General features: G+C 56.9%; 22 protein-coding genes. 14 read left to right on the top strand and 8 right to left on the bottom strand.

Annotated elements, in window-relative coordinates; genetic code table 11:
• The first annotated feature begins 5 nt into the window (after nucleotides 1–5).
• Complete coding sequence (locus tag KORM41_RS01245; RefSeq protein WP_068143552.1) at nucleotides 6–602, top strand: demethoxyubiquinone hydroxylase family protein; 597 nt, start codon at nucleotides 6–8, stop codon at nucleotides 600–602.
• A gap of 152 nt (nucleotides 603–754) precedes the next feature.
• Here KORM41_RS01245 and KORM41_RS01240 read toward each other — a convergent pair whose 3' ends face one another.
• Together KORM41_RS01240 and KORM41_RS01235 are read right to left on the bottom strand one after the other, a co-directional pair.
• Nucleotides 755–1,327 carry an HNH endonuclease gene (locus KORM41_RS01240; protein WP_068143550.1) on the bottom strand — a complete coding sequence of 191 codons (573 nt, stop codon included), beginning with the start codon at nucleotides 1,325–1,327 and terminating at the stop codon, nucleotides 755–757.
• A 176-nt stretch (nucleotides 1,328–1,503) separates the two neighbouring features.
• On the bottom strand, nucleotides 1,504–3,666 hold the full coding sequence (locus tag KORM41_RS01235; RefSeq protein WP_068143547.1) for a TauD/TfdA family dioxygenase: 2,163 nt from the start codon (nucleotides 3,664–3,666) through the stop codon (nucleotides 1,504–1,506).
• Nucleotides 3,667–3,908: 242 nt separating this feature from the next.
• Between KORM41_RS01235 and KORM41_RS01230 the strand changes: the two genes are divergently transcribed.
• Both KORM41_RS01230 and gluQRS read left to right on the top strand, forming a co-directional pair.
• Complete coding sequence (locus KORM41_RS01230) at nucleotides 3,909–6,092, top strand: hybrid sensor histidine kinase/response regulator (protein ID WP_197420913.1); 2,184 nt, start codon at nucleotides 3,909–3,911, stop codon at nucleotides 6,090–6,092.
• A gap of 60 nt (nucleotides 6,093–6,152) precedes the next feature.
• Nucleotides 6,153–7,004 carry a tRNA glutamyl-Q(34) synthetase GluQRS gene (gluQRS, locus tag KORM41_RS01225; RefSeq protein WP_068143543.1) on the top strand — a complete coding sequence of 284 codons (852 nt, stop codon included), beginning with the start codon at nucleotides 6,153–6,155 and terminating at the stop codon, nucleotides 7,002–7,004.
• Here gluQRS and KORM41_RS01220 read toward each other — a convergent pair.
• Entirely contained in the window at nucleotides 6,988–7,512 is a 525-nt protein-coding gene (locus KORM41_RS01220) for a hypothetical protein (RefSeq protein WP_156431845.1), read from the bottom strand. The two genes, gluQRS and KORM41_RS01220, sit on opposite strands and share 17 nt — an antisense overlap.
• A gap of 231 nt (nucleotides 7,513–7,743) precedes the next feature.
• On the opposite strand from KORM41_RS01220, the gene KORM41_RS01215 reads away from it, so the two are divergent.
• The 8 genes from KORM41_RS01215 (at nucleotide 7,744) to KORM41_RS01180 (ending at nucleotide 16,456) form a co-directional block, all read left to right on the top strand.
• The gene (locus KORM41_RS01215) at nucleotides 7,744–7,932 is read left to right on the top strand and encodes a twin transmembrane helix small protein (protein ID WP_068143539.1); all 189 of its coding nucleotides are present in this window, start codon (nucleotides 7,744–7,746) and stop codon (nucleotides 7,930–7,932) included.
• A gap of 10 nt (nucleotides 7,933–7,942) precedes the next feature.
• A complete protein-coding gene (locus tag KORM41_RS01210; protein ID WP_068143537.1) occupies nucleotides 7,943–8,509 on the top strand; it encodes a cob(I)yrinic acid a,c-diamide adenosyltransferase in 567 nt (188 codons plus the stop codon).
• Nucleotides 8,510–8,688: 179 nt separating this feature from the next.
• Nucleotides 8,689–9,435, top strand: a complete 747-nt coding sequence (locus KORM41_RS01205) for an electron transfer flavoprotein subunit beta/FixA family protein (protein WP_068143535.1) — start codon at nucleotides 8,689–8,691, stop codon at nucleotides 9,433–9,435.
• Entirely contained in the window at nucleotides 9,435–10,364 is a 930-nt protein-coding gene (locus KORM41_RS01200; RefSeq protein WP_068143533.1) for an electron transfer flavoprotein subunit alpha/FixB family protein, read from the top strand. The genes KORM41_RS01205 and KORM41_RS01200 overlap by 1 nt, the downstream gene beginning before the upstream one ends.
• A gap of 127 nt (nucleotides 10,365–10,491) precedes the next feature.
• Nucleotides 10,492–11,364 (top strand): 3-hydroxybutyryl-CoA dehydrogenase, encoded by an 873-nt coding sequence (locus tag KORM41_RS01195; protein ID WP_068143531.1) that lies wholly within the window; start codon nucleotides 10,492–10,494, stop codon nucleotides 11,362–11,364.
• A gap of 168 nt (nucleotides 11,365–11,532) precedes the next feature.
• Nucleotides 11,533–14,985 (top strand): DUF3857 domain-containing protein, encoded by a 3,453-nt coding sequence (locus KORM41_RS01190; RefSeq protein WP_068143529.1) that lies wholly within the window; start codon nucleotides 11,533–11,535, stop codon nucleotides 14,983–14,985.
• A 20-nt stretch (nucleotides 14,986–15,005) separates the two neighbouring features.
• Nucleotides 15,006–15,668, top strand: coding sequence for a glutathione S-transferase family protein (locus KORM41_RS01185; RefSeq protein WP_068143527.1), 663 nt, complete (start codon nucleotides 15,006–15,008; stop codon nucleotides 15,666–15,668).
• A gap of 110 nt (nucleotides 15,669–15,778) precedes the next feature.
• Nucleotides 15,779–16,456, top strand: a complete 678-nt coding sequence (locus tag KORM41_RS01180; protein ID WP_068143525.1) for a glutathione S-transferase family protein — start codon at nucleotides 15,779–15,781, stop codon at nucleotides 16,454–16,456.
• Here the strand turns inward: KORM41_RS01180 and KORM41_RS01175 are convergent.
• Together KORM41_RS01175 and KORM41_RS01170 are read right to left on the bottom strand one after the other, a co-directional pair.
• Nucleotides 16,453–17,052 carry a TlpA disulfide reductase family protein gene (locus KORM41_RS01175; protein WP_231727056.1) on the bottom strand — a complete coding sequence of 200 codons (600 nt, stop codon included), beginning with the start codon at nucleotides 17,050–17,052 and terminating at the stop codon, nucleotides 16,453–16,455. The genes KORM41_RS01180 and KORM41_RS01175 overlap by 4 nt on opposite strands.
• A 106-nt stretch (nucleotides 17,053–17,158) precedes the next feature.
• Nucleotides 17,159–17,749: a TlpA disulfide reductase family protein gene (locus tag KORM41_RS01170; protein ID WP_068143522.1), complete on the bottom strand. Its 591-nt coding sequence runs from the start codon at nucleotides 17,747–17,749 to the stop codon at nucleotides 17,159–17,161.
• 72 nt (nucleotides 17,750–17,821) lie between these two features.
• Between KORM41_RS01170 and argH the strand changes: the two genes are divergently transcribed.
• From argH to lysA, 3 genes are read left to right on the top strand one after another with little or no spacing between them, the layout of a single operon-like run.
• Entirely contained in the window at nucleotides 17,822–19,246 is a 1,425-nt protein-coding gene (argH, locus tag KORM41_RS01165; protein ID WP_231727054.1) for an argininosuccinate lyase, read from the top strand.
• Nucleotides 19,247–19,256: 10 nt separating this feature from the next.
• A complete protein-coding gene (gene lptM, locus KORM41_RS22440; RefSeq protein WP_407928202.1) occupies nucleotides 19,257–19,370 on the top strand; it encodes an LPS translocon maturation chaperone LptM in 114 nt (37 codons plus the stop codon).
• Between the two features lie 23 nt (nucleotides 19,371–19,393).
• Nucleotides 19,394–20,665 (top strand): diaminopimelate decarboxylase, encoded by a 1,272-nt coding sequence (gene lysA / locus KORM41_RS01160; RefSeq protein ID WP_068143520.1) that lies wholly within the window; start codon nucleotides 19,394–19,396, stop codon nucleotides 20,663–20,665.
• On the opposite strand, the gene KORM41_RS01155 is transcribed toward lysA, so the two are convergent.
• From KORM41_RS01155 to KORM41_RS01145, 3 genes are read right to left on the bottom strand one after another with little or no spacing between them, the layout of a single operon-like run.
• Nucleotides 20,605–21,072, bottom strand: a complete 468-nt coding sequence (locus tag KORM41_RS01155; protein ID WP_068143518.1) for a response regulator — start codon at nucleotides 21,070–21,072, stop codon at nucleotides 20,605–20,607. The two genes, lysA and KORM41_RS01155, sit on opposite strands and share 61 nt — an antisense overlap.
• Before the next feature lie 54 nt (nucleotides 21,073–21,126).
• On the bottom strand, nucleotides 21,127–21,681 hold the full coding sequence (locus KORM41_RS01150; protein WP_068143516.1) for a phosphoribosyltransferase: 555 nt from the start codon (nucleotides 21,679–21,681) through the stop codon (nucleotides 21,127–21,129).
• A 28-nt stretch (nucleotides 21,682–21,709) separates the two neighbouring features.
• Complete coding sequence (locus KORM41_RS01145) at nucleotides 21,710–22,846, bottom strand: zinc-ribbon domain-containing protein (protein ID WP_068143515.1); 1,137 nt, start codon at nucleotides 22,844–22,846, stop codon at nucleotides 21,710–21,712.
• Nucleotides 22,847–22,997: the final 151 nt, after the last annotated feature.

Below are 22,997 nucleotides of genomic sequence, written 5' to 3'. Positions count from 1 at the left end.
TGGATATGAGCAAAACCGCAAAAGAGACACTTCCGAAGCCAACGCTTGAAAAACAAGCGCCTGCGCGCCCGCTGCCGGGTGATCGCAGCCTGAAGGAAGAGACCGAGCGCATGATCCGCGTGGACCATGCGGGCGAATATGGCGCGGTGCGGATTTATGCGGGCCAACGCGCCGTGATGGGTGACAAACACCCGAAAGCGGGCTTACTCAAACACATGTATGAGCAGGAAGAGGTTCACCTGGACCGCTTCAACAAGATGATCACCGAACGCGGCGTGCGCCCCACGCTGATGACTCCCTTCTGGCATGTGGCAGGCTTCGCGCTTGGCGCCACCACCGCGCTGATGGGCGAAAAGGCCGCCATGGCCTGCACCCAGGCGGTCGAAGAAGTGATCGACGACCATTACCAGCACCAGCGCGATGCGCTTAAGGGCAAGGACGCCGAGCTTGAAGAGGTGATTGAGAAGTTCCAGGCCGAAGAGGTCGAACACAAAAAGATCGCCGAAGAACATGGCGCTGAAGAAGCCGTGGGTTACCCGGTTCTTTCCGCCGCCATCAAGGCCGGCTGCCGCGCAGCCATCTGGATCTCCAAGCGGGTCTGACATCACACGCAAGGCCGTCACCCTGAACTTGTTTCAGGGTCTATTTGTCGCCCAAATCACTCAAGGTCGCTGCCGCAGACATAGCTTGGATGCTGTTTGCAATGCTGGCGGTGCGCCAAACGAGTTCAGCATGACGAACAAACCCGCTTCGCCTAGCGCTCCAGTTCCGCGTCCCAGTAAAGAAAATCCCGCCAACTTTCATGCAGATAGTTTGGCGGGAACTGGCGACCGTGTTCGTGAAGCTCGTGTGCCGAGGGCCTCGTGGGTTTGCGCCTTGGGAACATGTGCGCTTCTTCCGGTGTTCTACCCCCCTTCCTGAGGTTGCACGGCGCGCACGCTGCCGTAATGTTGGTCCAGCTGGTTCTGCCACCCTGGCTTCTGGGGATGACATGATCGAACGTCAGGTCTTCCGTTGAGCCACAATATTGGCAGGTGAATTCATCGCGCAGGAACAGGTTGAACCGCGTAAAAGCAGGATATTTCGGCTGTCTGATATATTTCTTCAGCGCGATCACGCTTGGTAGCGGCATGGTCATTGAGGGTGAGTGCACCTCACGCTCGTAATTCGACAGGATCGACACCCGATCCAAAAAAACGGCCTTAAGGGCCGTTTGCCAGTTCCACAAACTTAACGGAAAATAGCTGAGCGGCCGATAATCGGCGTTCAGCACAAGGGCCGGACAACTGTCCGGCGAAGGCAAGTGGGGCGTAAAGTTAACACCCATAGTCTATATCCCCCCGACAAGCCGGAAAGGGTACCGACGCCCACCATCGGCACCGCCCCGCAACATAAGGGCTTCAACTCCGACAGGTCATATATACAAGATACAGTGTTACACGCGGATGACAAAGCATTATGTTGTGCCCGCACAGCATATCAACCCCGGGTCGAACATTTGCCCTAGAAACGCGCGGCGCGCTGGCTCAGCTTCATCCATTCGTGCGCCACCGGCCCCGTTCGGGCGGTGAGCATGGCGTCAAAGGCGTCCGATACCCGGTCCAGATAGGGTTCGGTATAGGGGAAGGCACCGGCGTGGTCATAGTTGTGGCGCATGGCCGCGTTGCATTCAAAAATGAACAGGCGTCCGTCATCCAGCTTGCAGAAGTCGATGCCGAAAAAGTCCAGGCCGATGAGCTTGCGCACCTCTTCAAGCCGCGCCATGTTATCCGGCCCCAGCCAGCCTTCAAAATCCTTCAGATAGGCTTGTTCACTGGCCTGAAGTTCTTCGCTGTCCACCATCACGCTGTAGCGGTCGCCCGAATGGACATTCCAGTCGTTGTGCACGAGGCTCGCCACCGGGTGGAACTGCCCGTCGATACAGAAGGTCCGGCTTTTGCGGAAAAACCCTCTCTCGTCCGACAGGTCATGATACTGGATGAAGTAATAATCCCGGCCTGCACGCGCGGCATTGAAATAGTCCTGCACCGCCTCAGTGTCCGCCGCCAGAGCCACTTCAACCCCGGTATGGGTCTCAACCGGCCTCAGCACCAGCGGATAGCTAAAGCCCTTCTCAGTGATCGCACACACCATGCTGCCGGTGTCGCCGCCGTCCCAATGCACACGCTCTGTTTTCGGGAACACCACACCGTCGATAGCCCCCAACCGGCGACAGTTCTGTTCCCGGGTGGTCTGCAGCACCTTGTCAGGGTGGTTGATAACCGGCACGCCCGGCCATGCCGCCAGGAACTTTGACAGGGCCTTCAGGCTGTCGGTCATTCTGTCGGCGCAGGCAATGGTGTTCAGCACCAGGTCAGGGGCTGGCCTGTCGCCCGGCCACTCAGCCGGCGTATCATAGATATTATGCAGCCACACATTATAGCGCCGGTCACGGAGGAAATTGGTAACCGAGAAATGCCCGCCTTCAAGCGAGGGTTCAAATCCGCGCGCCTTGGTGCGCAGCTGATATTTCACATTCTTCATGCCCCGCACCCGAAGAATGTTGGGGCCTGCCGGATCAGCGCGGCGCGGGAATTCATAGGGGTGATGCTCCGCCAGTTGGCGTAGGGCTTCCTGCGCACCCTCGCGGTCCCCCTCTTCCCAGCGCAAGCAGGACTTGAGGACAAGATTGTCATACGCCGTGGGCGCCAGCGCCAGCGCCTTTTGGTTCCACACAGCGGCTTCTGAAAAAGCACCGCGCGAGGCCAGTATTGTGGAAAGCCGCCGCACCAGAAGCGGATCATCCGGGCTTTCAGCGACCTGATCCCTAAGGTCATGAACAGGGTCCCGCCGCACAGGCGCAGTGTCTGGCTTGGCACGCAACCCGGAAAGCCAGCTCTTGAGGCCGCCTGCTGCTGCGTGCTTCAAGTCAACGGTGTGACGCACCCGGAAAAGCGTTCGATTGCTGTCTGCTGTAAACCCGGTGCGGGCATGCAGCACCTTTTGGTTGGCGAAAAACACAGCCTCGCCTTCCTCCAGCTTGAAGGTGAAGGCCTGTGCCTTATGCGCCAGCACGTCATCCAGCCGGTCCAGAAGCGCGCGGTCATCCTCGCTCAGGCTCGCGCCGTCCAGAACCGCCTGGTCAACCTGCGTGCGGTAATAGCGGATCGTGGTCTCAGCTCCCTCCCCTTCAAGCACAGGGAAATATCCCCTTGAGAATGGGAACACCGGCTGGCGAAGGCGCTTGATGTCTGCGGGAGCAAGGCAGGTAAGCACGTCAGTCACCGCCACCATGGCATTTTCACCGCCGCCCGTGTCCGCCACCACGCACTGGAAGGCCACCAGGTCATGGGGTTCAGGCAGATAACTGCTGTCTGTGTGGGGGCTGATGGGCAGGTGGGTCCGGCTGTAGGCCGTTGCTTTTCTGGTGCGCCGGACAGCCTCAGGGTTCACAGCGACGCGGGTGAAGGAAAGCGGCGGCTGCGTCTGTTTTGCGCTGCAACCAAGCGTACCAAGCATGCTGGCGAGCGCCTTGATCTCCTCCTCGTTGGCCACTGTATCAAAACCCGATACGACCGTGAAATAAGGATAGCGGGTAATGGTGCGCGCGATGCGGCGCGCCAACGCTTTCAACGCGCGCGGCCTATATATGGGTATTTCTTTTGCTTCAATGCGCGGTAGTGTCATCCCTGCCCCCTTGGCGCGATCTTACCCGCGGGTTTTGACGTGGGCAAGCGGCCAAAAGCCAAAGCATGGCCTGCAGTAAACCATCCAGGGTTTCTCACCCATGTTGAAATTCACTCGGGTAAATTAACGGCCTTGAAAGTATTCAACTGATAATTTCATCCAAAGCAACTGGAACAGGCGTAGGAAATAAGGCACTGTTGCTTAGGCGTTCTGAGCACCGGTTCCCCTATTTGGATACGATGGTGACAAAAAACATATCAGGCAAACGCTTTACTCTGTGGCTACTGCTCGGCCTCGCGGTGATCGCCGCGTTCGGCTTTTACGCCGGGCAGATGGCCTACACACGCTTGAATGAACAGTTCATTGCCCGCGAGACGCTCTCTGTCCGCCTTGCCAGCCAGTCGCTCCATTCAAGCCTGAGGCTTCCTGCCAGCCACCTCTATAGCGTGGCAGTCCTTGAACCAAGAATGCGGCAGGCAGTCAGCCAGGCTGACCCGGCTCTTGATGAAGTGGCCAATGCCTTCACCACACTTTTGATGCGCAACCCCAATTATGCCCAGGTCCGCTGGATTGGCGAAGACGGGGTTGAGGTTGTCAGGATTGATCAACCCGCCCCCGCCGATGTCCGTAGGCTGGAAACAGATGACCTGCAGGACAAAAGCAGTCGCCCCTATGTGCGACAGGGCCTCCAGCTTGGGCCCTCTGAGCTTTATGTTTCCCCGCTTGACCTGAACGTGGAGAACGGCGTAGTCCAGCAACCCTTCAATCCGGTTGTCCGAATGGCGCTTCGGCTGTTTGACAACAGCGGCATACCGCACGGCATCGTGGTGCTGAACATCTCGGCCAAGCCCATGCTCGACAAGATCATCAGCTTTTCAGACAATGAAAACATCATGCTGCTGAATGCCGATGGATTCTGGCTGAAATCGCCAAACCCGGCCGATGAATGGGGCTTCATGCTGGGGAAAACGGAAACACTGGGCACGCGCAACCCCTTAGCCTGGCAAAAGATAAACACCACACCCCAAGGACACGCGGAAACTGCCGCAGGCCACTGGACGTGGGATACCATCGGCGTAACCGAGAGCCACCTGACTGTTACGAACAATATTGCGCTTAAGCTTGTGGCGCAAATCCCGGCTGAAGCCATCTGGGCAGCGCGCATCAAGGCCCTGACACCTGTCATGATCACCACCCTGGTCACAGCACTTTTGTTCGGCGCTGCGCTATACCGCCTGTCACGGGAGATGGCTGAGCGCCGCCACGCAGAGCAGCAGGCCGTTCTGGCCAACAAGGCGAAAGGCGCGTTCCTGGCAACCATGAGCCACGAAATCCGAACGCCCATGACAGGAATTCTGGGTTTTTCTGACATGCTGCAGGAAGACAAGCTGCCTGATGAAAGCCGGGCAAAGGTCGACAAGATCAAATCAGCCGCCCAGGCGCTGCTGCGTATTCTCAATGATATTCTCGACATTTCTAAGCTGGACGCAGGCAAGTTCGAGATTGAGCAGATCCCCTTCAACCCGGCGATTATGGCAAATGAAGTCGTGCAGATGTTTTATCAAACCTGCCCGATGGAGAAAAAAGACACACTGCAAATCACCGCGAAAATTGCCAGGGATTTTCCTGAGGCCGTTAAGGCAGACCCGACGCGCCTGAGGCAGGTGCTGGTGAACCTGATGGGCAACGCTGTAAAATTTTCCGATCGTGGCTCGGTCACGCTGGTATGCGGTCACAATGCCGCAAAAAAACGGCTTGAGTTTGAAGTGATCGACACCGGGATCGGCATGGATGGGGAACTTCTGGGGCGCCTGTTCCAGGAATTTGAGCAAGCCGACGCTTCCACCAGCCGTAAATATCATGGCACCGGCCTTGGGCTGGCCATATGCAAGAAACTGGTGGAACGTATGGGCGGCGAAATTACAGTCAAAAGCACGCCGGGATTGGGCAGCGCCTTCTGGTTTTCTGTGCCCTATGAGCCTGCCAGCGCCGATGACCTGCCAAAAGAGGCCGAACCAGCCCTATCCCCGGCAGCGGAAAAACAGGCGTTGTCCATCCTTGTTGCGGAAGACAATCAGATCAATCAGATGATTGTCCAGAACACCCTCAAAAAGATGGGGCACAAGGTGACAATTGCCGAAAGCGGCAAGGAAGCATTGCGGCTGGTTTCAGAGGAAAATGACTTTGACCTGATCCTGATGGATGTCAGGATGCCCGAAATGTCAGGCCCCGAAGCAACCAGGAAAATTCGCGCCCTGCCACATGCCGCAGCGTCCATCCCCATCATCGCGCTCACCGCCGACGTGATGGAGGACAACAAAGCAGCCTATTTTGAGGCCAGCATGAACGACTGCGTTGGCAAGCCCATCAACCAGAAAGAACTGGCAGCAGCCATCAACAAGGCCGCCTGTTTGGTTTCATCATAGACATCCACGGACGGTCATTTTGCCGTTTCCTTGTCCAGCACTTCTTTCTAAAGTGCGGCCATGAGCACTGATCCGCAACAACTCGTGACACGCTTTGCCCCCAGCCCCACCGGACGGCTGCACAAGGGGCATGCCTACTCTGCGCTTCTGGCCTACCACCGCGCGCGCGAAGAGGGTGGGCGCTTCCTCTTGCGCATTGAAGATATTGATACAGTTCGGTGCCGAAACGAATTTGTCGACGGTATCTTTGAAGACCTCAAATGGCTTGGCCTGACATGGGAAGAACCTGTCAGGCGCCAGAGCGAGCATTTCTCGGATTACCAGACGGCGCTGGACCGGCTGAAGGCCATGGGAGTTGTCTACCCCTGCTTCTGCACGCGGAAAGATATCCAGCGTGAAATCGAGGCCGCCGAGAGCGCGCCACACGGCCCGGACGGGCCTATCTACCCCGGCATCTGCCGGGGGCGGGCAGACGCAGTTCCACTTCTGGCTGAGGGCAAACCGCACGCCTGGCGGCTGGACCTGAAGGCCGCGCTTGAGCATATCGGCGAGCCGCTCTCGTGGCACGATGAGATCAAGGGCGAGGTAACGGCGAAACCCGAAGAGCTCGGCGACGTGGTGCTGGCGCGCAAGGACACGCCGACAAGCTATCATCTGTCTGTTGTGGTGGACGACACGCTGCAACACATCACCCATATCATCCGCGGCGAGGACCTTTTCCACGCCACGCACATCCATGTGGTGTTGCAGAAGTTGCTCGGCTATCCGACACCCATATATCACCACCACGGGCTGCTATTGGACGAGCACGGCGAACGCTTCGCCAAGCGGAACAAATCCGTCACGCTCGAAAGCTTGCGCGCGAGAGATATCGACCCGGAAGCACTGATACATTCTATTTTTCCGCGATAGGCTCCAAATCAGTCATGGCAAATTTCGCCGAGAACTTCTTAGCCTCTTCGAGAACTGCATTCGCGTTAGCCTTTAAGACGCGCCCATCCTTTGTTCTTACTTGAGCCACGTACGCAATTGAAGCGTAGTATTCAATAATGTCGTTATCAGAATACACACGCCACTCGCCGTCTAAGCTCTTGGTCTCTCCGGCTTTCAAGTCAATAACATCCGTTGCAGTCAGAGTTCGAATATGATCACCCCAAACATCAAAGGTCAAAAAACGAACCTCTACTGCAGTCAACTCCTCATCAGCAGAAACCGTGTATGCTGCGACAAACTTGAAACTTCCATTCGAATACTTTTTTCCAGCATCATAAATAGCCTGAACTCCCGGGGTTCCTTTAATTTTAAGGGGCAGGTCTGCATCATTTATCGCGATCCACTCTCGATTAAGTGAAGACCCCTTATTGACCGCGATACCATATCCCAATTCAACTTTAACACTCCCGCCGTTTACTTTTGTCACAGTAGTCTGCCCAATTGCAGCCGTAGACCAGAGCAAACTCCCCACTACCAACACTATCCATTTCAATCTCAAACCAGCCTCCCGTTGCTATTTATGATAACAATGTAACAACAATAACGCGATTTTCGAAATAGATATTGTTGCGTCCTTTTTGCCGCACCTACCGGTCTGATGTTGCCCTGCATCCGTACTGCTTTATAGTGTGCGAAACGCAAAAGAGAGACAGCGCATATGTTTATTTTCCTCGTTCTCGGCATGCTGTTCATGCTGATCACCCTTTTCATCCTGTTCGCCGGCTTTGGCTCCATGGCGAAGGGCGGTGATTTCAACAAAAAATACGGCAATAAGCTGATGCAGGCCCGCGTAGGCGCACAGGCACTGGCCATTGTGTTCTTCGCCCTGTTTGCCTTTACGATTTAGGGCCCCAGGCATGGTGAAGCTGACCAAAATCTACACACGCGGCGGCGACAAGGGTGAGACATCGCTCACCGGCGGTGAACGCGTGGCAAAGGACAACGCCCGCATTGAGGCCTACGGCACAGTGGACGAAGCCAATTCGGTGATTGGGCTCGCGCGGCTCACGACCGAAGGGGCGGCGGACGAGATGCTGGCGCGCATCCAGAATGAACTGTTTGACCTGGGCGCGGACCTTTCAACCCCAGGCGAGGATTTCACGCCGGGTGAGATGACGCTCCGCATCACGGACGCGCAGGTGACGCGGCTGGAAGAAGAGATCGACAGCATGAACGCGAACATGCAGCCGCTCACCAACTTTATCCTGCCCGGCGGGTCTGCGGCCAGCGCCCATCTGCATCTGGCACGGACCGTGATCAGGCGCGCTGAGCGGCATGCCATCACTGCATCGCGCGAGGTTTCGATCAACCCGGCGGCGATAAAATATTTGAATCGGCTGTCCGACCACCTATTTGTCCTTTCAAGGCACCTCAACAAGGATGGTGCTTCGGACGTTTTGTGGGTGCCTGGCGCAACACGATAGCCCGGATTGACGCTACGGCGCAGCGCAAAATGCTGCACCGCATTGACTCGGGTTTTTATCTGGTTTAACGCTGTGTACCCCTAATATTTTCAAGGGTTGGGGCCTGATTGCCCCGGCCTAGTCAACCAAGGTTCTCAGGGGCTTTGTTGCCCTGCACAAAAATTGGGAGAAAGAACCCCATGAAGATCATGGTCCCCGTAAAACGGGTCGTCGATTATAACGTGAAGGTTCGCGTTAAATCCGACAATACGGGCGTTGAGCTCGCAAACGTTAAAATGTCCATGAACCCTTTTGACGAGATCGCTGTCGAAGAAGCGATCCGGCTGAAGGAAGCGGGCAAGGCAGAAGAGATTGTTGTTGTTTCCATCGGCCCTAAGGCTGCACAGGAAACGCTGCGCACCGGTCTCGCTATGGGCGCCGACCGCGGCATCCTGGTGGAGCATGACGGCGAAAGCGAGCCTCTCGCGGTTGCCAAGATCCTGAAGGGCATCGTGGAAGAAGAAAATCCATCGATCGTTCTTCTGGGCAAGCAAGCCATTGATGACGACTGCAACCAGACAGGCCAGATGCTGGCACAGCTTCTTGGCTGGCCGCAAGGCACGTTCGCTTCTGAAGTTGCTGCAGACGGCGACAGCGTGAATGTAACGCGCGAGATCGACGGCGGTCTGGAAACCGTGAAGCTGAACCTTCCGGCTGTCATCACCACTGACCTGCGCCTCAACGAGCCACGCTACGCAACGCTGCCAAACATCATGAAAGCGAAGCGCAAGCCGATCGACGAGAAAACCCCAGCCGACTTCGGTGTCGACATGGCACCGCGCCTGTCCACGCTGAAGGTTGAAGAGCCACCGAAGCGCGAAGCCGGCATCAAGGTTGAAAGCGTTGAGGAACTGGTGGGCAAGCTTAAAGAAAAGGGAGTAATCTAATGACCGCTCTCGTTGTTGTAGAACATGATAACGCGTCCGTAAAAGACGCAACGCTTGCGACCGTCACGGCTGCCAAAGCGTTTGGTGAAGTACACGCCCTTGTGGCTGGTTCCGGTTGCGCTGCCGCCGCAGAAGCCGCCGCCAAGATCGACGGCGTATCGAAGGTTCTGGTTGCTGACGACGCGACTTACGAACACCCACTGGCGGAAGAGCTCGCAGCAGTTGTGCTGTCTGTTGCGGATGGCTACGACGCGATCCTCGCGCCTGCCACCACCACAGGTAAGAACTTCCTGCCACGTGTGGCTGCAAGCCTGGATGTTGCGCAAATTTCTGACATCGTTGAGGTTGTCAGCACTGACACTTTCAAGCGTCCGATCTATGCCGGTAACGCCATCGCGACCGTGCAGTCTTCCGACGCCAAGAAGGTGATCACCGTGCGCGGCACCGCGTTCGACAAAGCAGCCGCTGAAGGCGGTTCTGCGGCTGTTGAAAGCATCGCCGCAGCTGGCAAGGTTGGCGTATCCTCTTTCGTGGGCGCTGAGCTTTCGAAGTCTGACCGTCCTGAGCTGACGTCCGCGAAGATCATCATCTCCGGTGGTCGCGGCATGGGCTCGGGCGAGAACTTCAAGATCATCGACGCTGTTGCAGACAAGCTGGGTGCCGCCGTTGGCGCGTCCCGCGCGGCTGTGGATGCGGGCTTTGTGCCAAACGACTATCAGGTCGGCCAGACCGGCAAGATCGTGGCGCCAGAGCTTTACATCGCTGTTGGCATCTCCGGCGCGATCCAGCACCTGGCCGGCATGAAGGACAGCAAGATCATCGTTGCCATCAACAAGGACGAAGAAGCCCCAATCTTCCAGGTGGCGGACTATGGCCTTGTAGCAGACCTGTTTGACGCCGTACCTGAGCTTGAAAAAGCCCTCGGCTAAACATTTCTAAAAGGGCGTGCAGCCTGTGCGACGAAAATTCGCACGTATTGCGCGCCCTTTTTTGCCCCTGTTCAAAAAAATATGTTAGAAAAAGTCACGACTTAAAACGTGGCAAAGAAAGAATATCATGGTTGAGAAGGTAGGGATTATCGGCGCTGGCCAGATGGGCAATGGGATCGCCCACGTCTGCGCGCTTGCAGGCATGGATGTGATCCTTTCGGATGTCTCGATAGACCGTGCGGAAGCCGGGCTTGAAGTCATCAAGGGCAATATGGGCCGCCAGGTTACCAAGGGCAAGATCACGGCCGCTGATATGGACGCAGCCATTGGCCGCATCACGCTGGCCGACACGCTGGCGGCGCACAACAAATGCGACCTGGTGATCGAAGCCGCCGTTGAAGACGAAAAGATCAAGACCTCCATCTTCAAGGAACTGTGCCCGCACCTGAAGGCAGATGCGCTGGTGGCATCCAACACGTCTTCGATAGCCATTACCCGCCTTGCCGCCTCAACCGACCGGCCAGAGAAATTCATGGGTGTTCACTTCATGAACCCGGTACCCGTGATGAAACTGGTGGAGCTGATCCCCGGCATCGCCACAAGTGAGGAAACCTTCGACCGCTTCCATGTGTTCACGGAAAAGCTGAAGAAGACGACCGTGGTGTCCGAAGACTTCCCGGCCTTCATCGTCAACCGTATCCTGATGCCGATGATCAACGAAGCCATCTACACGCTTTATGAAGGCGTGGGCACCGTTGAAGCCATCGACGACGCCATGATGCTGGGCGCCAATCACCCGATGGGGCCACTGACACTGGCAGACTTTATCGGCCTTGATACGTGTCTCTCGATCATGCAGGTGCTGTATGACGGCCTGGCGGACAGCAAATACCGCCCTTGCCCGCTGTTGGTGAAATATGTGGAAGCCGGCTGGCTTGGCCGCAAGACTGGCCGCGGCTTCTATGACTATCGCGGCGACATACCTGTACCGACCCGCTAAAGGCGCATGACGGCGCAAAGATAACTAGCCCTGCCCTTTGGCGGGGCTTTTTCGTTAGACTTGTAGAAAATACACGAATGTTGCAACTGCGGCCCCGGGGCGCTATCAATTTCTGATGTACTTTGTGCCGCCTTGCGCGCACAGACGTAAAATCTTTCGGGGGTTGTCATGTTCTATCGCGTATGGGCACCAATTGTTGCTGTGTTTTTCCTGATTTTGTTGCCAGCTGCCACGCTGCCACTTCAGGCATCAATCGAGACCAAAGCAGATGTCACGGTCGGTAAGGCCGATGCGCCGGATTGGGTCGTTGACCGAAAGGCTGGCACCGGCGTGCCGGAACACCGGGCCGCAGCCGTGGGCGACGGCATCTTCTATATGCTCGCCGACACACAGGTTGCCTGGCGGCCCGACGGCTATGAATATTACACCCGTTATTCCTATACGGTGACTGACCGCTCAGGCCTCGAAGAGGCTTCGCGCCTGACATATGCCTTCGACCCGCACGACACCGACCTGACCTTCAACCACATCCGTGTCGTCCGGAACGGCGAAATCCAGGACCGCCTTCAAGACGTTCAGATCACACTGCTTCGGCAAGAGGAAAGTCTTGAAAGCGCTGGCATCATTGATGGCGACCTGACGGCGCTGGCGGAACTTGAAGACATTCAGGTGGGTGACACCATCGACTATGCCGTATCCAGCGTTGTGCATTCAAGCCTTTGGCCGGGTGAGTTCTTCGACTATTTCGACATGGGCTGGTCTGTCCCCATCGGTGAGCGCCACTATCGGCTGATCTGGCCTGAAGACAAACCACTCTTTATTAAAACCTATCAAGATGCGCCGGACCCTGTGATCAGCAAGTCAGGCGACGTGAAAATCTATGAATGGTCGGTCATAGACCCCACCCCTATCCCGGGCGAAGAATCCACCCCTGCGTGGCACGTCAGCTGGCCGCTTGTCAGCATCTCAAGCATGGAAAGCTGGCAGGATGTTCAGCGCTGGGCTGCCCCAAAATATGATGTGGACATGACCCTGCCTGAAAGCTTTGCGCTCAAGGTACAGGCGATTGCAGACAAGTGGCAGGCGCCCGAAGACAGGCTGACCGAAGCCCTGCGACTTGTGCAGGACAAAATCCGCTATGTCGGCATCGAAATTGGCAATGGATCCCACATTCCGCGGACGCCCCAGCAGGTGATCCGCCGCGGCTATGGCGACTGTAAAGACAAAGCGCTCCTCCTGACCGCCGTATTGCGTGAACTGGGCATTGAGGCCTGGCCCGCGCTGGTGGACAGCGAGCAAGGCCCCAGCCTGCCCGACACCCTGCCCGCCCCGATCGCCTTCGATCACGCCATCGTCAAAGCAGAGATTGGTGATCGCGCCTATTGGCTTGACCCAACCTGGTCGCACCAGGGCGGTCGAGGTGACATACTGATCCAGCCAAGCTATGCTTACGGCCTGCCAATCGGCGCCGAAGACGCGGGCCTGGAGCCCATTGAAGTACAGCCCACGACCGATCCAACTATGCGTGTCACGGAAGCCTATAGCTTCCCTAAAAAAGGCGAGGACTTCTTCACTCTTGAGGTCACCACAGTCTATGAAGAAGACGAGGCGGACATCCAGCGCGGCACGATTGCCGGCCAGTCCTATGACGATTTTTCCTCATCCTACCTGGACTATTATCTGGGCATGTATGATGGCCTTGTCGAGACCCGCGACCTGACAATCGAAGATGACCTGGACGCCAACCGCATCACCATCAATGCGGCATACCGGCTGCCCCGCGCCGCGGCGAAAAGCTCAGGCGCTGTGAATTCCATGTCGATCAATGCCTGGGGTGTTCGCGATCTTTTCAACACCCCCAATCAAACCAAGCGGCGTACACCGCTTAAAATGCCTTACCGTATCAACCGGCATCATCAGATCAAGATGGAGGTCGAAGGCCGCCGGCCGCGCGGCAGCGAAATTGTCCGCCGCGCTTTGGAAGGCGCTGCCTTCAAGCGCACTTTCACTGAAGACCGCGAAACGCTCGTGATCGACTTCGAAGTAACCAACACCACGCTTTCGGTCACGCCAGATGACGCGGCAGAGGCTATCAAATTCGGGAACGACATTGCCAGTAACACAAACCTGACTTTCAGCATCAAAAAGGTGCCGCTTTCCATGGCAGGGCGCTTCAACATCGACGAAGAGCTCTTTAGCCCCCTTGAGGAAGACATGACCAAAGCCCTGAAGGCCATGGATGATAACAAGCATATTCTGGCACTCAGGACACTGAACGCCATGCTCAAGCAAGTGCCTGAAGCAAATCGCCTGCGTGGCCTGATCCAGCTCAAGCGTGGTATGGCGCTGAACAAGCTGGACCGCGATAGTTTCGCCCTCAAAGCGTTTGAGGAAGCGGCGGAACTTTATACCGACGACGCCAATCTTTATTTCCGGATGGCTGAGCTTTATCGCGGGGCCGAAGACCTTGAAAAGGAAGTTGGCATTCTGGTTACGCTGGCGGCCAAGCATCCGGCGTCTGCGAAAAACCTGAACAGCCAGTGGATCAACGACCTGAACTTCAAACTGACGGAAGCAGGGAAAAGCGAGTTGTTCGACAATCTATCCATCCTGCTGGCGGGCGCCGGCTATGAAGGCACCAACTCATGGGGCGCTGACTGGATTTATGCCAATGCGGTTCAGGCGCTGGTGAAGAGCGACAGGCTGACAAACATCCCACGGTTCCTCGAAAAAATCAGCGACCCGTCATCCCTGCTGTCCCTGATGATCGACCGCCGCTATGAGGCGATATGGCCAGACGTGGAGAAACGCGCGGGCGCCGACCTGCGGCTTGCGCTGGACCGCGAGATCGAAAATCGCAAGAAAGCCTATGAGGAAGACGAAGAAGATGCAGAGCGATTAGCCGCCTATGTGGAGGCTTTGCGCGACGGCGGCAAAATGGAACAAGCTGCCGCAGCCGCCAAACCATTCGTCGATGATTGGGGCACGGTAGAGGCCATCGGCACGGATGCCTTCTGGGTAGTAGACAGCTATGCCCGCGCGCTCAGTGACCTGGGGCAGTATGACCAGTCGATTGACATCATGAAGAAGCTCACAGCTCTGCCGATCGAGGATTTCCCTGATACCATCAACATGCGCATCAACCTGGCCGTTCTGCTGCAGCAGGTGGGCCGCTATGAAGAGGCTCTGGCCTATGCGCAAGAACTGAACGCCGAAGTGGCTGAAGACTATGCCAGCGACTTTGGTCGCATGTTCATCCGCAGCGTGCAGGCCTGTTCGCACTATATGCTGGGCCAGGCCGATAATGGCGACGCCATCCTTGATGCCATGGCTGAAAACCCGCGCAAGAATATCCACGCCTATGCCTCAACACTGCTGTGCGCCGACAGGCCTTCGGAAACCGCCGACCTCATGATCGAGCATCTGGCAGACAATGCCTACCGGGATATGGCGCTAACCAAATTCCTGCAAGCCAAGGAAGCGCCACACACACCACCGTTCGAGCGCATCATGATGAACAGGCTGCGCAAGGCCCTGGCTCTTCCCAAGGCCCAGGAGGCTTTCGCCAAGAATGGCAGACGGGTAAAAATTGATGCCTTTGACCTGCATTGGGGCGGGTAACGCCAAGGGGAGCTTTCTGCATGTACCGGTTATATTATTACCCCTGCAACGCCAGCCTCGCACCGCATTTCATGCTGAAGCATCTGAGCGTGCCCTATGAACTTGTGCTGGTGGACCGAAAATCGGATGCGCAGAAATCGGCCGAATACCTGAAGATGAACCCGGCGGGGCGGATCCCCACCCTGATGGACGGCGACCTGGCCTTATTCGAAAGCCCGGCGATTTGCCTGTATCTGGCGGAACAGCATACTGAAGCCGGTCTGGCTCCACTGCCGGGCAGCCTGGAGCGGGCCAAATTCCTGCAGTGGCTGATGTATCTGACGAACACGCTGCAAGCGGACTATATGGTTTATTGTTACCCCGCCAAGCACACAAAGGACGCGGGCGGCGCAAAAGCCGTTGAAGCCGCCCACAGCGAGCGCGTGGCTGCGGACCTGAAAATTCTGGATCAGGCGCTGGAAGACCGCACCTATCTGGTGGGGGATACGGTCACCGTCTGTGACTATTTCCTTCTGATGCTGTGCATCTGGGCAAGTGATATGCCTACGCCGCCCCAAAGCTTCCCACACCTTGGGGCATATTTGAAGCGCATGGCGGGCCAAAACACTGTGCGTGAGGTATGCGAAAAAGAAGGCATCAGCCTGACCGCTTTCAGTGACCTCCGCGTCTCACACCTGCCTTAATTTTTTGGAGGCAGAGCCTTAGAAACAATCGGGCGACGCCCGTGCAGACCTGTGATAAAAGCCAACGGACTATCCTGTTCACCCCAAGAAAAATCAGGGAGTCACGACATATGTCAGACCTTAAGATCATCATCGGCACCAAGACATATTCCAGCTGGTCCTTGCGCGGCTGGCTGGCGGTGCGTCACACCGGCCTCGCGTTCGAGGAAATCAAGCTGCCTCTGGACACGCCGGAATTTTACCAGCGTATCAAGGCCTATTCCCCTACCTGCTGCGTGCCCGCCCTTTGCGACGGCGATGTGCGCGTGTGGGACTCGCTGGCCATCATCGACTATTGCGCCCGCATTGCGCCTGAAAAATTTTGGTGGCCTGAAGACAAGGCGGCTTACGCAAACGCGCGGTCCATCGCAGCGGAAATGCACAGCGGCTTTATGGCCCTCAGGGGTGCCGCGCCTATGAACATGCGCGACCGCCGCACCGGCTTGACGCTTTCAGATGCCGTGCAGAAAAATGTCGACCGTATCGACGCCTTGTGGACAGAAGCCCGCACCCGCTTCGGCGCGGGCGGGGATTTCCTTTATGGCGAGTTTGGCGCGGCAGACATGATGTATGCGCCTGTTGTGTCGCGGTTCGAAAGCTATGGCATTCAGCTTGGCGAAACCTCCCGCGCCTACATGCAGGCGGTGCTTGAACACCCCTATATCAAGGAATGGAAGGCCGACGCGAGTACGGAGACACAGGTTGTCGCACAGGATGAAATCCCGGCGGACGCGACCAGCCTGGGCTAGTCGATCGCGTCTTCCTTAAGTGCATTGATCAGGGCCTTGCCGTCGTCAGACAACCAGTCGCGCGTCACGCTGGTATAGGCCCTGACTTCCCCGTTCCCATCCAGAAGCAGGCTCGTGGGCTCATTGCCATAGAGGCGGAACATTGGATTGGCACGTAGTTCATTGTAGATGCTGTTGAAGTAGCTGCCGTAGACGCCCAGCGATGAAATTCCCCAGCGCTTCAGCGAATTTTCGGTATAGGTGAAATTATTTTTGCCTATATCAATGGCCACAACCTCGAATTTGTCATCGCCCATCTGGCTCTGCAGGGCATCAAGGTCTTTCAGATAGCTGCGGCAAATCAAACAAGACCGGTCCCAGAAGGTAATCAACAGGGCCTTGCCCTTCTTGGATGCCAGCTTGGAAACCTGCTTGTCGGTACCGTCAAACCCTGTCACCACCTGATAGTCTGACAGATTAAGGCTGGTTTCAAAGGCATGCATACCGTCAAGCTCACCCTTTAGATACTGATCAATCGGCCGCTCCTTTGCGCCTGCCCCAAAGGATACTGACGCAGCCAAAAGACCCGCGACAATCCACATCTTGCTCTGTTTCATCATATAGTCCCCACCTTGGTTGCCGTGCATGTTTAGTACCTCATTACACGAACTATAATGCCACAATACAATCCCAGAGGGAATAGGTACCGGAGGGGATGAAAACTTAAAGCGCACCTTCCTTGAGCGCGGTAAAGAGCGTGATGGCCTCCGGCACGTCCCACTTCAGGGGCCCAAGGAAATAGGCCTTCACCTCACCGTCCGCACCAACGATATAGCTGGTCGGCAGTTTGCCGTCCGCCAGTTCAAGGGCGATCGCCATTGTGGGTTCAGCATAGAGGTTCAGGCCTTCAACGCCCCATTCGGCCAGCGTGTCTTTGGCCTGCAGGATGCCGCCACGGTCCACCGTGATGGCTACAACTTCGAACGTGTCGTCGCCCAGTTCTTTCTGCAGGTTCGCAAGCTCATGCATCTCCGCCCGGCAGGGCGCGCACCAGCTGGCCCACAGGTTGATCAGCATCGCCTTGCCCTTCATGGCCGAAAGCTTGATGGGCGAGCCATCTTCGCGCATGATGATATGGTCCGTCAGGCCCTTTGGCGTATCGGGCAAGGAAAGCTTTGCCATTTCGCCTTTCAGATAAGAATTTATCGGCGCACCCGTGGGGAAGGGCGTTGTCGTAGGCGAAAACAGCCGATAAGCTGCAGCGCCCAGAAGGACGACAAGGATGACTGCTGGCACAAGCGCCTTTTTGGACATTTTAGTCTCCCGACAGGACCGTTATTAATTGGCCAAGACAATAGTCAGGCTGATACGAAAGGCAAGACTACCGTGGATCACAAATCCGACAAGAACGACGCAGTTGAACAGCAGGCAGGCGGCCAGAGCATGTGGGGCGGCCGCTTCGCTTCCGGCCCATCCGCCATCATGCAAGAAATCAATGCATCGATCGGATTCGACAAACGCCTGTACCGCGAAGACATTGCGGGCTCGAAGGCGCACGCCAGCATGCTGGCCTCTGTCGGTGTGATCAGCCAGCCAGACTGCGACGCGATCCACAAGGGCCTTGATCAGGTAGCGGCGGAGATTGAAGCAGGAAAGATGGTGTTCGATCCTGCCCTTGAAGACATTCACATGCATGTGGAAGCACGCCTGCGCGAGCTTATCGGCGATGCTGGCGCGCGGCTGCATACCGGCCGGTCCCGGAACGACCAGGTGGCGACTGACTTCCGCCTGTGGACACGCGGCGCCATTGATGCGCTCGACGCCCAGTTTGCCGGGCTTCTCGGTGCCTTGATTGATCAGGCCGAAAAACACGCGGGCACCGTGATGCCCGGCTTCACGCACCTGCAGACGGCACAGCCCGTTACCCTTGGCCACCATCTGATGGCCTACCATGAAATGCTGAGCCGGGACCGCGCGCGCCTATCTGATTGCCGCGCCCGCGTGAACGAAAGCCCGCTGGGGGCTGCCGCACTTGCGGGCACCAGTTTCCCGATTGACCGGCACATGACGGCCGAAGCGCTTGGCTTCGACCGGCCGATGGCCAACTCACTCGATGCCGTGTCGGCGCGCGATTTCGCGCTTGAGTTCCTCAGCGTGCTGTCGATCTCCGCTGTGCACCTGTCGCGCCTCGCCGACGAGATTGTGCTGTGGGCATCGGCTGCCTTCCGCTTCCTGACGCTCTCTGACGCCTATTCGACCGGGTCGTCGATCATGCCGCAAAAACGCAATCCTGACGCGGCCGAGTTGATCCGCGCCAAGGTAGGCCGCATCAGCGGGTCAATGAACGGCCTGATGATGGTTATGAAGGGCCTGCCGCTTGCCTATTCCAAAGATATGCAGGAAGACAAGGAGCCCGTATTCCAGGCTGTCGATGACTTTGAGCTGTGCCTCGCCGCCATGACCGGGATGATCGAGGACCTCAAGCCAAACGCAGACGTAATGGCGGAGGCCGCGGGCCAGAGCTTCTCGACCGCTACAGACCTGGCCGACTGGCTGGTGCGTGTCTTGAACCTGCCGTTTCGTGACGCCCACCATGTCACCGGCTCAGTCGTGAAAGCCGCCGAACAGCTGGGTGTGGACCTCAAGGACCTGCCGCTCGAAGCGATGCAGACGATTGAGCCCAGGATCACGTCCGACGTGTTCGACGTGTTGAGCGTTGAGGCAAGCGTGTCCAGCCGCACATCGTTTGGTGGCACGGCGCCAGAGAATGTCAAAAAAGCGGTCACGGCCGCCCGCAAAGCGTTGAAATAAGGAGCCCCGGATGCGCAAGATTTTGACCATTAGCATGATCCTGCTGGTAGCCAGCAGCCTTGGCGCTTGCGGCAAGAAGGGCGACGTGAAGCCGCCTGCCGGTTATTCATCCACGTCAAACTGACCCTTCCCCAGACAGGTTTATCCATGGATCATTTCCATTACCAAAATGGCCAACTGATGGCTGAAGATGTGCCCCTGAGCAGGATTGCTGCAGAGGTTGGAACCCCTGTTTATGTTTACTCGCGCGCGACACTTGAGCGGCACTACCGCGTTTTCTCCGACGCCTTCGAGGGCCTCGATGCGCTGGTGTGCTTTGCCGTGAAGGCAAACAGCAATATCGCTGTGCTGCGCATATTGGCAAAGGCCGGTGCGGGCGCGGACGTGGTCAGCCTGGGTGAGCTTCAGCGTGCGCTCAAGGCTGGCATTCCGGCCTCGAAGATTGCTTTCGCCGGCGTCGGCAAAACCCGCGCAGAAATGGCAGCAGCGCTTGAGGCAGGCATCATGCAGTTCAACGCCGAAAGCGAAGCGGAGCTTGAGGTGCTGAATGAGGTTGCGGCCAGCATGGGCAAGGTTGCCCCGATTTCCATCCGCGTAAACCCGGATGTGGACGCCAAGACCCACGCCAAAATCTCCACCGGTAAATCGGAAAACAAGTTTGGCATCGCCTGGCAGAAAGTGGACGACGTCTATGCCCGGATTGGCGAACTTTCGAACCTGAAGGCTGTGGGCGTAGACCTGCACATTGGCTCCCAACTCACGGATCTCGAACCCTTCCGCCTGGCGTTCGAGCGCGTTGTCGGCCTGGTGCGCGAGTTGCGCGCCAAAGGCCATGACATCCGCCATATCGACCTGGGTGGCGGCCTGGGCATCCCCTACGACCCAGACGCCGAGGCACCACCCGCGCCCGCGGACTATGGCGCTATGATCAAGGATGTACTGGGGGATATGGATTGCAGCATCATCCTGGAACCCGGCCGCCTGATCGCCGGGAACGCGGGGCTTTTGCTCACGGAAATGCTGTATGAAAAACAGGGCGAAAACCGCACTTTCTATATCCTTGATGCGGCTATGAATGACCTTTCCCGCCCCGCCATGTATGACGCCTATCACGCCATCGTGCCGGTAGAGGAACCAAAATCAGGAGACACCCTGAGGGCCGATTTCGTTGGGCCGATCTGCGAAAGCAGTGACGTATTCACAAAGCAGCGGATCACTGCCCCCCTGAAAGCAGGGGACCTGGTGGCGATCAAATCCGCCGGCGCGTACGGCGCGGTGATGGCGTCAACCTACAACAGCCGCCCCCTTGTACCAGAAGTGCTGGTGGACGGTGACAGATATTCGGTGGTCAGGAAACGTCAGTCGCTTGAAGACTTGCTGTCGCTTGACGACGTGCCGTCCTGGCTCTCGGACGACTGAGCCGCAATGGGGGCGCCTGCCGCCTCCATCTCCGCCTGGCGGGCCCGTGCAGCCTTCAGGGCATTGCCAACTTCCGCAAGCAGTTGCTCCATGGTGAAAGGCTTGGAAAGAAGCCCTTCGATCAACAGCGACAGATTATGAGCACGCTGGCGCTCGTTGGCGTAGCCGGTCATCAGAATGATCGGCACATGGGGCCTTGATGCCCGCACCTTGAGCGCAAGCGAAATACCGTCCATCACAGGCATCGCGATATCTGAAATCAGTAGGTCAAAATGGTGGGCATTCATCTGCTCCACAGCTTCAGCGCCGTCATGAGCGGTCAGAAGACTGTGGCCATGCATCGAAAGGACGCGACATACAAAGTCGCGAACCGCTTCATCATCTTCAACTACCAATACCCGTGCCAAGGGGACACCCTTCCTAAAAAACGGAAGACACCTAATTAATGCATCTTCGCCGATCTATGCCCGGCCCATTTTGCCTATAAAGGGCAATTCCCGGTATCGGTATGCAATGTCCATTCCATATCCGATGACAAAAACATCGGGGCACTCAAAACCTATGAAATCCGGCCTAATACTAGTTGGATTATTACCACTTTTATCAAGAAGCACAACGCTGGTCACTGTTTCTGCACCCAGGGATAGAAAATATTCTCGCATGGCGCTCAAAGTCCTGCCTTGTTCGAATATATCATCAATTATAAGAACATCACGGCCTTTTACCGGCAATTCTGTGGTGGCCTTCAGTTCCAGGGTCGATTTTTGCCTATTCTTGATCACATGGATGAAATCCATCTCCATCACACAGCCGCGCATAGACATGGCGCGGCTCAGGTCCGCGCCGAACATCATGGCCCCGTTCATCGCTACCTGGGCCACGGGTTCAGTATCAAACCAGCGGGTCAGCCTGCCAGCTAATTCATCCACCTTGTTGACGATTTCATCTGCAGTGAAGATGGGCTCTATGCCGACATGTGCATCGCCGGCTTTATTCCAATCGAAGAAGTAATCCATTGTCGCCCCCTCTCCCCCATTTCATGCGTCAACCAGTACTGCGCACCACGCGCGACCGGGTCCCTTCCAGCACCTTTACAGACACATTCGCAGCCCCCGGCGGCACGGGATAGATGCTAGTCTCGAAATCGATCCGTGCGCCCCGCCGGATGGCAAAGCCCTCCGGGTCGGTGATCACAGTCTCAAGCACATTGCCGCTGCGGTCCAGCACATCCACGCGTACCTGCGGTACAGATGCCGTTCGTCCAAATTCCGTGGCACTTGGGTTTTCAACGAACCCCCGCACCATAAGAACCGGGTTACCGTCCACGGTCTCAACCCGCGTCCGGTCATTATAGAGCTTTGCCGTCAGGTAGATCTCGCGTTCGGTCAGGGGCGTCGTCAGCGGTTCACCATCTTCCGGACGGAATCGTTCAACGTCGCTTGCACCTTCAAAAATCTCATAGAAACCAACCATGCCCGGGAAGGTTTTCACCACTGTATCCTGCATGAACACCAGTCCACCCAGAATTGTCAGCCACATAACGACAAGAAGCGCCCACCCGACAACCAGAAGCTGGCGCTTCCGGGCTTGGGCCTTGCGTTCTGCCTCCCGGCGCTGCTCGGCGCGGCGACGGGCGACAAAATCACCTGCATCATAATCTTCTTCACTATCGTCATCGCCGCCCTCATGGTCGTCATCGTCATCCAGGCTAAACTCAGTACCCATATGTTCCTTGGCCACAGCGCCAACACCGAAGTCGTCACCGTCAAACTCCGACGAACCGTGGTCAGTCGCGCCATGATCCTCGTCAAATTCGTCACCCGGCGCCGCGACTTTCGGTTCAGGTGCGCCGTCCTCATCGAACATATCGCGATCTTCATCCGCAAGCGGTGGCGGCGCAGGCGAGGCAGCATCATCAAATCCCTGGACAGATTGCCGAATGGCCGAAGCACGCGCAGCGGCGCCGGCGTCAATTTCTTCAGGAGGCGGAAACGCAGCGCTTGGCGCAGACTGAGGTCGTGGCGGCGGCGCAGCGGCGGCAGCCAGTGCCTTGACGATCTGCTGGGGTACAGCGTGCCAGCTGTGCTTGCATTTGGCACAGCGAACCTTGCGACCGGAGGCCGGGATGGCCCCGTCCGGAATCTTGAACTTTGCATCACATGCAGGACAAACAAGGATCATTTAAACGCCCGAACTTTCTCACCAAAGACCCGCAATGATAGGCCCCACCCGATAAAATAAGTGTTAACACTATAGGAAAACTGCCTCATAACACAAGCACTTGCATGGCATGGGCGATCCAAGAGCTTCTCTTGGCTGACATCCCGACATC

It is taken from the genome of Kordiimonas lipolytica (genome assembly GCF_001550065.1).
The sequence above is the reverse complement of the archived record's forward strand: the minus strand, read 5'-3'. Positions and strand labels throughout refer to the sequence as shown.